The sequence below is a fragment of the Streptomyces sp. NPDC087440 genome, from assembly GCF_044744005.1.
GTDB lineage: Bacteria > Actinomycetota > Actinomycetes > Streptomycetales > Streptomycetaceae > Streptomyces.
This window is the reverse complement of the sequence record NZ_JBIUXN010000034.1, coordinates 69,387-81,269: the sequence shown is the minus strand read 5'-3', so window position 1 is coordinate 81,269 and position 11,883 is coordinate 69,387. Positions and strand designations below refer to the sequence as shown.

Sequence of the window (11,883 nt, the reverse complement as noted above, 5' to 3'; positions counted from 1 at the left end):
GGGGGGGGGGGTTTTTGGGGGGGGGGGGGGGGGGGGCGGTTTGGGGGGGGGGGGGGGGGGGGGGGGGGGGTTGGTGGTTGCGGTTCAGGCCGGGGGCGCTGCCCCCGGACCCCCGGATTCGGCCCCTGACCCGCCCCTTCCCTAAAGCGCTCGCCGCGCGGCTTGTTGTTTGGTTGCTCGCGCAGTTCCCCGCGCCCCTGAAGGGTTGCTGCTTCGCAGCTCCCTTCAGGGGCGTCTGCGGGGCTAGGCGCTCGTGGCGTAGGACTCGGCTTCCTTTTCCAGGGTGATCAGGGTCAGTTTCGGGGTGGACTGGTGCTGGGAGACCGTCGCGTAGCCCCTGTTGCGGTAGAGGCGGAGGTTCGTCTCGTTGCGGTGGCCGGTGAAGAGGCGGAAGCGCTTCGCGTCCAGGGACGCGGCCACGTGTGCCTCGATGGCCGCGAGCAGGCGGCCGCCCAGGCCGTGGCGGCGCATCCGGGGGTGGACGATGAGTTTGCCGATGTGTGCCGTGCCGTCGGCGTCGACCGTCGCCCGGACCGAGCCGACCACCTCGCCGCCCAGGCGGGCCACCAGTGCGTGGCCCCGGCCGAGTTCGGCCGTCAGGTCCGCCAGGGACTGGGTGAGGGGTTCGATGGTGTAGTCGTCGTACAGCTCCGCCTCGCTCTGGTAGCAGAGGTACTGGAGTTTGAGGATCTGCTCGGCGTCCCGCTCGTCCGCCACCGCAGAGATGATCACGCTCGTGCCCATGTGCTGCCTCCTGCTCGCCCGCTCCACCGGCCGGTTCTACGGCTCCATTCCCCTGCGCACAGGGGGCGCAACCTCCGCCGCGAGCATTCTGCGCAGGCATCCCAGGCAACGGGAACGCATGGGCCCCAAACTCCCTTGTGACATTCCCAACTCCCCTGCGATTTCCCGGTAGGTGGGGTCGGAGGGGGACAACAACAGAGCCAGCAGGGGGCGGCAGCGGGCCGGGAGGCGGCCGACCGCCGCGCGCAGCACGCGGCGGCGTTCGGCGGCGAGCACGGCGGGTTCGGGGCCCGCGTCGTGGGACGCGGGGGGCTCGGTGGCGTACGGGGCCTCCCGTCGCACCCGGCGGCGGGCGAGGCGGGCCTCGGCGCGGACGGCGCCGCGCACCCAGCCCGCGGGCTCCGGCGGGAGGGCGGCGTCCGGGTGCTCCAACAGCCGTACCCAGACGGCCTGTTCGAGGTCGGCGGCGTCGACCCCCGCGCCCGGCGCCTCCGCCGCGGCCTCGGCGGCGAGGAGGGGGGTGAGGGCCTGCACCTCTTGCGGCTGTAGATCCATGCCCGGCGGGACGCGGCCCGGACCGGGGGCGGTTGCCGATCCGGGCGCGTCTCACTCGTACGGGTAACGGATTGATTACGGTGCGCAGTTACTGCGGGCGGTGGTCGGCGGCTGCGAGGAGGGCCGTGTCCGGGTTGTCGGAGAAGATGCCGTCGATGCCCGTGGCGAAGTAGGTGCGGAAGGCCGCGAAGACGTCGCCGTACGCGGTGGGGTCGGCGCCCCTGCGGAAGTCGGCGGGGAGGAAGGCGTTCTCGTTGCGGGCCGTGTACGGGTGGAGGACCAGGCCGCGGGCGTGGGCGTCGCGGACCAGGGTGGTGGGCTTGCCCAGCTTGCCCGCGGCGTCGCGCGGGATGACCAGGTCCAGAGTGGGGCCGATGCCCTGGGCGTACGTGGAGATCCACTTCAGGCCCTCGGGCTTGACCAGGTCCGCGACCGTGCGCGGGTCGCCCGCCTGGACGAAGTCCCAGGGGCGGTCGGTGGCGGCGCCCAGGAGGACGACGCGGGGGCCCGAGACCAGCCTGGCCATGCGCTGCATGCTGCTGGGCTCGAAGGACTGGAGGAAGGTCGGGGAGTTCGTGGTGTGGCGGCCGTATTTACGGAGGAGGCGGGCGAGGGGTTCTTCGAGGCCGAGGCCCAGGCCGCGGAAGTAGGTGGGGTGTTTTGTCTCGACGTGCAGCCAGACCGAGCGGTCGCGCCTGCGGCCCTCCTTCTCGGCCCAGCGCAGCACCTCCTCGAAGGTGGGTATCTGCCAGCGGCCGTCGTAGACCGTGTTGCGCTGGCGGACGGCCGGGATGCGCTCCTTGGCGCGCAGGGTCTTCAGCTCGGCGAGGGTGAAGTCCTCGGTGAACCAGCCGGTGAGCTGCACGCCGTCCACGGTCTTGGTGGTCCTGCGGGGCGCGAATTCGGGGTGGTCGGCGACGTCCGTCGTGCCCGTGATGTCGTTCTCGTGGCGGCAGACCAGGTGGCCGTCCTTGGTGGGGACGAGGTCCTGCTCGACGACGTGCGCGCCCATGTCCAGGGCGAGCTGGTAGGAGCCGAGGGTGTGCTCGGGGCGGTAGCCGCTCGCTCCCCGGTGCGCGACGACGGTCGGGACCGGCAGCCGCTTGTAGGCGGGTCCACCGTGACCGTCGCCACGTCTCGCGGATTCCGCGGCCTGTGCCGTACCGGACATTCCGAGCGCCGCGCCGGACGCGCCGAGAACCGCCGCACCGAGCAACGCCCGCCGCCCGGGGCCGAATTCCGCACCGTGTGTCATGAAATCTCCTCGTTGTCCCGGCGAGTTCTTGACCCGGGCTTGACCGGCCCGTGCCCTGATGGGGGCCCGATCGTAGACGCGTACGCATGAAGGAGGGGAGACACTGGACGGAACGCACCGCAAACACACGTCAACACTGCGTATCCAACTGGTGAACCCGATGTGCGATCAGCAGCGACCCGCGAGTATCGTCCTCACCTGCGCCGTCCCGCGTAAACCTGATTCCGCTCGCCGGAAACCCACGACTTCGGAGGAACCGTTGTCCCGTCTCGGGCTCATCAAGGCAGTGCTCGGACCGATCTTGCGTCTGATGTTCCGCCCCCAGGTGGAGGGCGCGGAGAACATCCCGGGGACGGGTCCGGTGATCCTCGCCGGCAATCACCTCACCTTCATCGACTCGATGATCATGCCGATCTGCCTGGAGCGCCAGGTCCACTACATCGGCAAGGACGAGTACGTCACGGGCAAGGGCCTCAAGGGCCGCCTCATGGCGTGGTTCTTCACCAGCTGCGGCATGATCCCGGTCGACCGGGACGGCGGGCGCGGCGGCGTCGCGGCCCTGATGACCGGCCGCCGGGTGCTGGAGGAGGGCAAGATGTTCTCGATCTACCCCGAGGGCACCCGCTCCCCCGACGGCCGTCTGTACCGGGGCCGCACCGGCATCGCGCGGCTGACCCTGATGACCGGCGCCCCGGTCGTCCCGTTCGCGATGATCGGCACCGACAAGATCCAGCCGGGCGGCGCGGGTCTGCCGCGCCCGGGCAAGGTGACGGTGCGCTTCGGCAAGCCGATGGAGTTCTCCCGCTACGAGGGCATGGACCGCGACCGGTACGTGCTGCGCGCGGTGACCGACTCGGTGATGTCGGAGGTCATGCAGCTGTCCGGCCAGGAGTACGTGGACATGTACGCCACGAAGGCCAAGGCGGCCTGACCGCGCAGGAGTTGATACGGGAGGGGGCCCGCCGGAATCGTCCGGCGGGCCCCCTTTCGTCTGCATGCGTCGGCGTACGTCAGTGCTCGATGCCCTCTTCCAGCTTCTGGCCGCGCAGCATGAACCAGGCCGCGCACGCCGTCGCGAACAGCACCAGCGCGCCGACGAGGGCGGCGGTCTGGAAGCCGTCGGTGAAGGAGTCGCGGGCCGAGGCGAGGAGCGCGGCCGCCTGGTCCTGGGGCAGGGCGGCCGACGATTCCACGGCCCCGCCGAGGGAGTCGTGTGCGGCGGCCGACACGTCGGCGGGCACCCCGTCCGGCACCGGGAAACCCCGGTAGATGCCGGTGACGATGGAGCCGAGCAGGGCGATGCCGAGGGCCGCGCCGAGTTCGTACGCGGTCTCGGAGACGGCGGAGGCGGCGCCCGCCTGCTCCTTGGGGACGCTGGAGAGGATCACGTCGGCGGTGACGGTGAAGGCCAGTCCGGCGCCGAGTCCGCCGAGGAACAGGGCGCAGCCCAGTGCCACGACCCCGGTGTCGGCGGTGAGCAGGGTGCAGGCCAGGAGCGAGAGCCCGACGGCGGTCAGTCCGCCCGACACCGCGAGGCGCACCGACGTACGACGGGCCAGGAATCCGGCGGTCAGGCCCGCGCCCACCGCGCCGACGGCTGCCGGGAGTTCGATGAGTCCGGCGTTCAACGGCGAGCGTTCCTGGACCAGTTGGAGGAACTGGGAGAGGAAGAAGACCAGCCCGGAGAGGCCGAGGATGGTGAGGAGGTCGGCGAGCACGGCCCCCGAGAAGCCCCGGTGCTGGAACAGGCGCATGTCCAACAGGGGGGACTTCAGGGTGCGTTGACGGCGTACGAACCAGTAGAGCGCGCCCAGTCCGACGACGCCCGCCGCCGCGATGTCCCAGCGGAAGCCGTGCACGGCCGCTTCCTTGATGGCGTACACGACGGCGACCATGCCGACCAGCGAGAGCAGCACGCTGAGGAGGTCCCAGGGGCCGGGCGAGGGGTCCTTGGACTCGGGCAGCAGCTTGATGCCGACGACGACGAGGACGGCCATGACGGGGAGGTTGATCAGGAAGACCGAGCCCCACCAGAAGTTCTCCAGGAGGAAACCGCCGACGACGGGTCCGACCGCGGCACCGGCCGAGGCCGCCGCGCCCCAGATGCCGACGGCGAGGCTGCGTTCCTTGGGGTCGTGGAAGATGTTGCGGATCAGCGCGAGCGTGGACGGCATGAGGGTCGCACCGGCGACACCGAGCAGGGCACGGGCGACGATCATCATCTCGGGGCTGGTGGCGTACGCGTTGAGCACGGACACCGCGCCGAATGCGACGGCACCGGTGAGTAGGAGCTTCTTGCGTCCGATCCGGTCGCCGAGGCTGCCCATGGACACCAGCAGGCCCGCGATGATGAACGAGTAGACGTCGCCGATCCACAGGAGCTGGGTGCCCGAGGGCTTCAGGTCCTCGCTCAGGAACGGTGTCGCGAGGCCGAGGACGGTGGCGTCGACGGCCACCAGGAGCACCGCGAAGACGAGCACGGCCAGGGCGAGCCAGCGGCCCGGACTGGCTATGCCTCCGGACTCCGCCGCTCCCGCGTGCCGTTGTTCGGTGCTTGTCATTTCTCCACGCTCCGTCGTGCGCCGCCGAGCAGCAACTCGGCGACCATGTGCTGGTAGTCCTTGCTTGCGGTCCGGCCGTCCTGGATGGACCAGGCGGCGGAGGTGACCAGCCCGTACAGGGCGTCGGTCAGCCAGGCCGGGCCGAGGTCGATGCGGAACTCGCCGCTCTCCTGGCCGCGCCGGAAGAGGGCGGCGATGCGGGCGTCGATCTGGTCCCAGCCCTCGTTCTGCTCGCCCTCGAAGAGCTGGTTCTCGGTGATGAGGAAGGCGAAGAGACCCGCGACGGGCTCCGAGCCCGCGATGAGGCGGCGCAGGGCTTCGGTGGCGGTGCCCTCGTCGAGGGCGGCCTTGTCGAGGGCGGCGTACAGCTCCCGGATGCCGAGGTCCTCCAGGGCCTTGATGAGGGCGTCGCGCCCGGCGAAGTGGCGGTGCAGGGTGGCACGGCCGATGCCGGCGGCCTTGGCGACCTCGTCCATGGTCGCGGTGGCCTTGCGGGTGAGGAGGGCGGCGGCGGAGTGGAGGACGCGGTCGCGGTCGACTGTCATGAGACGAGGATAGCCCGAATGAGACGCGGGTGTCTCACTCGGAGGGTGAGGAGCAAGCGGAAGGGGCCCGGACGGGTGACGTCCGGGCCCCTGGGGATCGTATCGAGGGCTACTTCTTGGCCTCGGCCCACGCGTGCTGTGTCGCCAGGTCCGCCTTCAGTTCCGCGAGCTGGGCGGCGACCGCCGAGGGGGCCGTGCCGCCACGGCCGCTGCGGGAAGCCAGTGCGCCCGGGACGTTCAGGACCGTCCGCACCTCCGGCTTCAAGTGCTCGGAGATCTTGGCGAACTGATCGTCCGTCAGCTGGTCCAGCTCGATGCCCTCCGCCTCGCACACCTTCACGCACTCGCCCGCGACCTCGTGCGCGACCCGGAACGGGACGCCCTGCTTGACCAGCCACTCCGCGATGTCGGTGGCGAGCGAGAAGCCCGCCGGGGCCAGCTCCTCCATCCGCTCGCGGTTGACGGTGAGGGTGGCCATCATGCCGGTGAAGGCGGGCAGCAGGACTTCGAGGGTCTCGCAGGAGTCAAAGACCGGCTCCTTGTCCTCCTGGAGGTCGCGGTTGTACGCGAGGGGCAGCGCCTTCAGGGTGGCCATCAGGCCGGTGAGGTTGCCGATCAGCCGCCCCGACTTGCCGCGCGCCAGCTCCGCGATGTCCGGGTTCTTCTTCTGCGGCATGATCGAGGAGCCGGTGGAGAAGGCGTCGTGGAGGGTGACGAAGGAGAACTCCTTCGTGTTCCAGATGATGATCTCCTCGGCGATCCGGGAGAGGTTCACGCCGACCATCGCGGTGATGAACGCGAACTCGGCGACGAAGTCCCGGGAGGCCGTCCCGTCGATGGAGTTGCCGACCGAACCCCGCTCGAAGCCGAGGTCGGCGGCGACCGCCTCCGGGTCCAGGCCCAGCGAGGACCCGGCCAGCGCGCCCGAACCGTACGGAGAGACGGCCGTGCGGGTGTCCCACTGCCGCAGCCGCTCCGCGTCCCGGGACAGGGACTGCACATGGGCCAGGACGTGGTGCGCGAAGAGGACCGGCTGCGCGTGCTGGAGGTGGGTGCGGCCCGGCATCGCGACGTCCGGGTGTGCCTCGGCCAGCCCGACCAGGGCGTCCTGGAGTTCGGCGAGGAGCCCGCCGATGGTGCGGGCGTGGTCGCGCAGGTACATCCGGAAGAGGGTGGCGACCTGGTCGTTGCGGGACCGCCCGGCCCGCAGCTTGCCGCCGAGGTCGGCGCCGAGGCGCTCGATGAGACCCCGTTCCAGGGCGGAGTGGACGTCCTCGTCGGCGACCGTACCGACGAAGTCGCCGGACGCCACGTCCGCTTCGAGCAGGTCGAGTCCGGCGAGCATGCGGGTCAGTTCGTCGGCGGTGAGCAGTCCGGCCTTGTTCAGGACGCGGGCGTGGGCGCGGGAACCGGCGATGTCGTACGGGGCGAGCACCCAGTCGAAGTGGACGGACGCGGACAGTTTGGCGAGCGCCTCGGCCGGACCGTCGGCGAACCGGCCGCCCCAGAGCCGGCCTTCACCGGTGTTGCTGCTCACAGCAGAGACTCCTCAGGAAGTGTCGATGTGCTGCCGCCTCCCCGCGCGGAGGAACGGGGAGGCGGCACGTCGTACGGGTAACGAGTGGCGGTCGGGCGAGGTCGCGCCGGGCCGCCGCACCCTTCGGGGACAGGCCGAGGACCGCGCGGCGGGCCCGTAAGCGATAGGCATAACTATGCAGAGCTCCGTATGTTTTGTCAAAGCCCTGTCCCGGTGCCCCGGATGCCGTGCGAATCCCCCGCCAACGAGCGGGCAGGCGCAACAACGCCGATGCTGGAGACGATTTCCGCGATTCCCGCCGGAGCGAAGGAGCAGTGGACACGATGACGCGACCGAGGATTGTGGTGGTCGGCGCAGGCTTCGTCGGGATCGAGTGCCTGCACCGGCTGGAGCGCAAGCTCTCCCCGCGCGACGCCGAACTGATCCTGATCTCCCCGCAGGACTACCAGCTCTACCTCCCCCTGCTCCCCCACGTGGCGGCGGGCGTCCTGACCCCCCAGTCCGTCGCGGTCTCGCTGCGCCGCCGTCTGCGGCGTACGAAGATCGTGCCGGGCGTGGCCATCGGCATCGACGCCAAGGCGAAGGTGTGCATCGTCCGCAAGACGACGGGTGAGATCACCGCCAAGCCGTACGACCACCTGGTCATCGCCGCCGGGTCCACGACCCGCACCTTCGACATCCCGGGCCTCACCGACCACGCGCTGGGCGTCAAGACGCTCAGCCAGGGCGCGTACATCCGCGACCACGTGATCGAGCAGCTCGACCTGGCGGCGGCGGCCGTGGACGAGGAGGAGCGCCGGGCGCGCCTCCAGTTCGTCGTCGTGGGCGGCGGCTACGCGGGCGTGGAGACGGCCGCCTGCCTCCAGCGCCTCACCACGAACGCCCTCAAGCGCTACTCCCGCCTGGACCCGTCCCTGGTGCGCTGGCACCTGGTCGACGTGGCCCCGCGCCTGCTCCCGGAGCTGGGCGATCGGCTCGGCGTGAAGGCGATGGCGATGCTGCGCGAACGCGGCATCGAGTTCTCCCTCAACACCTCCGTCGCCGCCGTCGACGAGACCACGGTCAAGCTGACCGACGGCCGCACCCTCCCCTCCCGCACCCTCATCTGGACGGCGGGCGTCGCCGCGTCGCCGCTGGTCAACACGCTCGGCGCGGAGACCGTCCGGGGCCGCATCATCTCCTCCGACCAGCTGAAGGTGCCGGGTTACGACGGCCTGTACGCGGCGGGCGACGTGGCGGCGGTGCCGGACGTGGCCAAGGGCGGCGACGCGATCTGCCCCCCGACCGCGCAGCACGCGCAGCGCCAGGGCAAGGTCCTCGCGGACAACATCGTGGCGAGCATGACGGGCACCCCCCTGAAGCCGTACATCCACAAGGACCTGGGCCTGGTGGTGGACCTGGGCGGCGCGGACGCGGTCTCCAAGCCGCTCGGCATCGAACTCCACGGCCTCCCCGCCCAGGTGGTGGCCCGCGGCTACCACGTGATGGCCCTCCCCACACTGACGGCCCGGGCCCGCGTGGTCGTGAACTGGGGCCTCAACGCGGTCGCCGGCGACGACTTCGTCCGCACCGGCTTCCAGGACAACCGCCCCAAGACCCTCCAGGACTTCGAACGCACGAAGGCCTACCTGTCCCCGGAGGAGGTCCAGGAGTACGGCGCGGGCGTGCGGGCCCAGCTGTAGGTTTACGGCCGGGTGCGGCTGTACCGAGCCGCACCCGGAAGCAGGCGTCCAGCTGGTGAATACTCTGGTCCGCATCGCACATGAGCCGAAGAATGACCCCATGGGCAAGTCATACGCAGACATATCCGGGCGGCTGCGCGCCTTCATCGAAGCGCAGCCGGTGTTCTTCACGGCCACCGCGCCGCTCGCCGGTGACGGGACCATCAATCTCTCGCCCAAGGGCCTCAAGGGGTCCTGGGTGGTGCTGGACGAGCACACCGTCGCCTATCTGGACTTCGCGGGCAGCAACGCCGAGACCGTGGCGCACCTGCGCGAGAACGGGCGGATCACGCTCATGTGGTGCGCCTTCGAGGGACCGCCGAACATCGTCCGTGTGCACGGGCGCGGCGAGCCGGTCTTCCGCGACGACCCGCGGTTCCCGGGGCTGCTGGAGCGGTTCACCGGGTACGACGTCACGCGCAACGGGCTGCGGGCCGTCATCGTGGTGACCGCCGAGAAGGTCCGGGACACGTGCGGGTACGCGGTGCCGTTCATGACGTACGACGAGGACCGGACGCTGCACACCTCGCGGTTCGCGCGGGAGGACGACGCGTCGCTGTCGGCGTACTTCGAGAAGAAGGACGACATCGCCACCAGCATCGACGGACTTCCCGGAGTGCCGTTGCCGCTTCCGCCGCTGAAGGCTTCGTAACGTCGGGGGATGATCCTCGCGCGCGTCGCCGCCGGTTGTGCCGTCCTGGTGTCCTGTCTGCTGGGGGCGGGCGCCCCCGAAGTCCCGCTTCCCGAGCGGATGGCCGACACCGGCGGCGGGCACCAGCTCGTCACCGCCGTGGCCGACAGCGGTCGGTCCAGCGCGGGGACCGTGACCTGGTGGGAGCGCAGGGGCTCCCGGTGGGTCGCGGCGGGGAGCGCGCCGGCGCGGTTCGGGGCGAAGGGGCTGGTCGAGGGGGCGACGCGGGTGCAGAGCACCAACACGACGCCGACGGGGCTGTACGAGTTGCCGTACGGGTTCGGGACCGAGGCCGCGCCGGTGGGGACGCAGGTCCGCTACCGGCGGGTCGGGGCGAGGTCGTGGTGGTGCCAGGACAACCTGTCGCGCGCGTACAACCGGTGGGTGGAGGGGCTCCCGAAGGACTGCCGGGCGAGCGAGTCCGAGAAGCTGGACGCCTACGGGGTGCAGTACGCGCACGCGCTGGTGGTGGGGTTCAACTACGACCGGCCCGTACGGGGTCGGGGTGCGGGCATCTTCCTGCACGTCAACGGGCCCGGTGCGACGGCCGGTTGCGTGTCCGTGCCGAAGGAGGCGATGCGGCGGATCCTGCGCTGGGTCGATCCCGGACGTAAGCCTCATGTCGCCATCGGGACGGCGGGCGGGGCGACGGCGATCACCCGCTACTGATGCGTACGTGTAGCGACCACATATCGAGACGGTGTTGCGTGGGCGGGCCGTCCGGGCGTTGCATCACGACGTGCGTACCGAAACCGAGACACCCGCTCCCACCAGCCCGGATGCTGCCGAACGTACGGCCAGGCGGGCCGTCACCGTCTTTCCCGTACTGGTGCTTCTCGCCGGTGCCCTGGGGCTGCTGACCCCGGGCACCTTCGCCGACTGGAAGACCTCCGTGCCGTATCTGCTCGGCATCGTCATGTTCTGCATGGGGCTGACGATGACACCGGTGGACTTCAAGGGGGTCGCCCAGCGGCCGTGGGCGGTGCTGCTCGGGCTCGTCGCCCATTACGTGATCATGCCGGGACTCGGGTGGCTCATCGCCCACGCGCTGAACCTGCCGCCGCAACTCGCGGCGGGTGTGATCCTGGTGGGCTGTGCGCCCAGTGGGACCGCGTCGAACGTGGTGACGTACCTGGCGCGCGGCGACGTGGCGCTGTCGGTGTCCGTGGCGACCGTGTCCACCATGCTGGCTCCACTGGTCACGCCGCCGCTGACGCTGCTGCTGGCCGGGGAGTACCTGCCGGTCGACGCCGGGGCGATGGTCGGGGACATCCTCAAGACCGTGCTGCTGCCGGTGATCGCGGGGCTCGTCGTACGACTGGTGGCGGGGCGGTGGCTGGCGCGGGTGCTCGGCACGCTGCCGTGGCTGTCGGCCGCGACGATCGCCGTCATCGTGGCGGTGGTGGTGGCGGGCAGCGCCGCCGCGATCAAGTCGGCGGCCCTGCTCGTCTTCGTCGCCGTGGTGCTGCACAACGGGCTGGGGCTCGCCCTCGGGTACGGGGCCGGGAAGCTCGGCCGCCTCGGGAAGCCCGCGAGCCGGGCGATGGCCTTCGAGGTCGGCATGCAGAACTCGGGGCTCGCCGCCTCGCTGGCCACCGCCCACTTCAGCCCGCTGGCCGCGCTGCCCTCCGCGGTCTTCTCGGTGTGGCACAACGTGTCGGGGGCGCTGGTGGCCGCCTGGATGTCGTACCGCAGCAGGAAGGACGAGGAGCGGACGGCCTAGCGTTCCTTCTGCGCGAGGCGCAGCAGGTGGTCGGCCAGCGCCTGGCCGCCCGCGGGGTCGCGGCTGATCAGCATCAGCGTGTCGTCGCCCGCGATCGTGCCGAGGATGGCCCGCAGCTCCGCCTGGTCGATGGCCGAGGCCAGGAACTGGGCGGCGCCCGGCGGGGTGCGCAGGACGACCAGGTTGGCCGAGGCCTCCGCCGAGATCAGCAGCTCGGCGGAGAGGCGGCGCATCCGCTCCTCCTTGGCGGACTCCCCCAGCGGCGCCTGCGGGGTGCGGAAGCCGCCCTCGCTGGGCACCGCGTAGATCAGCTCGCCGCCGGTGTTGCGGATCTTCACCGCGCCGAGCTCGTCGAGGTCGCGGCTGAGCGTCGCCTGGGTGACGCTCAGCCCGTCGTCGCTGAGCAGCTTGGCGAGCTGGCTCTGCGAGCGCACCGGCTGCCGGTTGAGGATGTCCACGATCCGGCGGTGCCGTGCGGTCCGGGTCTGGGGTACGGCGGGGCCGCCGTTGCCGCCGTGTTCGTTGTCCCGCGCGTGCGCCTCGGTCATCTG

Annotated in this window: 12 protein-coding genes; 5 read left to right on the top strand and 7 right to left on the bottom strand. The window is 71.1% G+C overall.

Annotation, left to right across the window (positions count from 1 at the left end; translation table 11 throughout):
* Positions 1–243: 243 nt before the first annotated feature.
* From ACIO3O_RS40620 to ACIO3O_RS40610, 3 genes are all read right to left on the bottom strand, one after another.
* Complete coding sequence (locus tag ACIO3O_RS40620; protein WP_401755312.1) at positions 244–744, bottom strand: GNAT family N-acetyltransferase; 501 nt, start codon at positions 742–744, stop codon at positions 244–246.
* Between the two features lie 36 nt (positions 745–780).
* Positions 781–1,299: a sigma-70 family RNA polymerase sigma factor gene (locus ACIO3O_RS40615; protein ID WP_401755310.1), complete on the bottom strand. Its 519-nt coding sequence runs from the start codon at positions 1,297–1,299 to the stop codon at positions 781–783.
* Positions 1,300–1,387: 88 nt separating this feature from the next.
* Complete coding sequence (locus ACIO3O_RS40610; protein ID WP_401755307.1) at positions 1,388–2,554, bottom strand: glycerophosphodiester phosphodiesterase; 1,167 nt, start codon at positions 2,552–2,554, stop codon at positions 1,388–1,390.
* Positions 2,555–2,813: 259 nt separating this feature from the next.
* Here ACIO3O_RS40610 and ACIO3O_RS40605 point away from each other — a divergent pair, with 259 nt between their 5' ends.
* The gene (locus ACIO3O_RS40605; RefSeq protein WP_189827421.1) at positions 2,814–3,485 is read left to right on the top strand and encodes a 1-acyl-sn-glycerol-3-phosphate acyltransferase; all 672 of its coding nucleotides are present in this window, start codon (positions 2,814–2,816) and stop codon (positions 3,483–3,485) included.
* A gap of 79 nt (positions 3,486–3,564) precedes the next feature.
* On the opposite strand, the gene ACIO3O_RS40600 is transcribed toward ACIO3O_RS40605, so the two are convergent.
* The 3 genes from ACIO3O_RS40600 to argH form a co-directional block, all read right to left on the bottom strand.
* Entirely contained in the window at positions 3,565–5,115 is a 1,551-nt protein-coding gene (locus ACIO3O_RS40600; protein WP_401755304.1) for an MFS transporter, read from the bottom strand.
* Positions 5,112–5,660 (bottom strand): TetR/AcrR family transcriptional regulator, encoded by a 549-nt coding sequence (locus ACIO3O_RS40595; RefSeq protein WP_401755301.1) that lies wholly within the window; start codon positions 5,658–5,660, stop codon positions 5,112–5,114. Before ACIO3O_RS40595 ends, ACIO3O_RS40600 begins: the two co-directional genes overlap by 4 nt.
* 109 nt (positions 5,661–5,769) lie before the next feature.
* Positions 5,770–7,197, bottom strand: coding sequence for an argininosuccinate lyase (gene argH, locus ACIO3O_RS40590; protein WP_401755298.1), 1,428 nt, complete (start codon positions 7,195–7,197; stop codon positions 5,770–5,772).
* 323 nt (positions 7,198–7,520) lie between these two features.
* Here argH and ACIO3O_RS40585 point away from each other — a divergent pair, with 323 nt between their 5' ends.
* The 4 genes from ACIO3O_RS40585 to ACIO3O_RS40570 all read left to right on the top strand — a co-directional run bounded on the left by ACIO3O_RS40585 (position 7,521) and on the right by ACIO3O_RS40570 (position 11,332).
* Positions 7,521–8,879, top strand: a complete 1,359-nt coding sequence (locus ACIO3O_RS40585; RefSeq protein ID WP_401755295.1) for an NAD(P)/FAD-dependent oxidoreductase — start codon at positions 7,521–7,523, stop codon at positions 8,877–8,879.
* Between the two features lie 100 nt (positions 8,880–8,979).
* Positions 8,980–9,570 (top strand): pyridoxamine 5'-phosphate oxidase family protein, encoded by a 591-nt coding sequence (locus tag ACIO3O_RS40580; RefSeq protein WP_401755292.1) that lies wholly within the window; start codon positions 8,980–8,982, stop codon positions 9,568–9,570.
* 9 nt (positions 9,571–9,579) lie between these two features.
* Positions 9,580–10,278 (top strand): L,D-transpeptidase, encoded by a 699-nt coding sequence (locus ACIO3O_RS40575; protein ID WP_401755290.1) that lies wholly within the window; start codon positions 9,580–9,582, stop codon positions 10,276–10,278.
* 70 nt (positions 10,279–10,348) lie between these two features.
* On the top strand, positions 10,349–11,332 hold the full coding sequence (locus tag ACIO3O_RS40570; RefSeq protein WP_401755287.1) for a bile acid:sodium symporter family protein: 984 nt from the start codon (positions 10,349–10,351) through the stop codon (positions 11,330–11,332).
* On the opposite strand, the gene ACIO3O_RS40565 is transcribed toward ACIO3O_RS40570, so the two are convergent.
* On the bottom strand, positions 11,329–11,880 hold the full coding sequence (locus ACIO3O_RS40565) for an arginine repressor (protein ID WP_189827480.1): 552 nt from the start codon (positions 11,878–11,880) through the stop codon (positions 11,329–11,331). The two genes, ACIO3O_RS40570 and ACIO3O_RS40565, sit on opposite strands and share 4 nt — an antisense overlap.
* Between the last annotated feature and the right edge of the window lie 3 nt (positions 11,881–11,883).

Bases quoted from the DNA above. Each gene is read 5' to 3' on its own strand.
- ACIO3O_RS40620 (WP_401755312.1), bottom strand. From the start codon at position 744: ATGGGCACGAGCGTGATCATCTCTGCGGTGGCGGACGAGCGGGACGCC.
- ACIO3O_RS40585 (WP_401755295.1), top strand. From the start codon at position 7,521: ATGACGCGACCGAGGATTGTGGTGGTCGGCGCAGGCTTCGTCGGGATC.
- ACIO3O_RS40615 (WP_401755310.1), bottom strand. From the start codon at position 1,299: ATGGATCTACAGCCGCAAGAGGTGCAGGCCCTCACCCCCCTCCTCGCC.
- ACIO3O_RS40580 (WP_401755292.1), top strand. From the start codon at position 8,980: ATGGGCAAGTCATACGCAGACATATCCGGGCGGCTGCGCGCCTTCATC.
- ACIO3O_RS40595 (WP_401755301.1), bottom strand. From the start codon at position 5,660: ATGACAGTCGACCGCGACCGCGTCCTCCACTCCGCCGCCGCCCTCCTC.
- ACIO3O_RS40565 (WP_189827480.1), bottom strand. From the start codon at position 11,880: ATGACCGAGGCGCACGCGCGGGACAACGAACACGGCGGCAACGGCGGC.
- ACIO3O_RS40575 (WP_401755290.1), top strand. From the start codon at position 9,580: ATGATCCTCGCGCGCGTCGCCGCCGGTTGTGCCGTCCTGGTGTCCTGT.
- ACIO3O_RS40600 (WP_401755304.1), bottom strand. From the start codon at position 5,115: ATGACAAGCACCGAACAACGGCACGCGGGAGCGGCGGAGTCCGGAGGC.
- ACIO3O_RS40610 (WP_401755307.1), bottom strand. From the start codon at position 2,554: ATGACACACGGTGCGGAATTCGGCCCCGGGCGGCGGGCGTTGCTCGGT.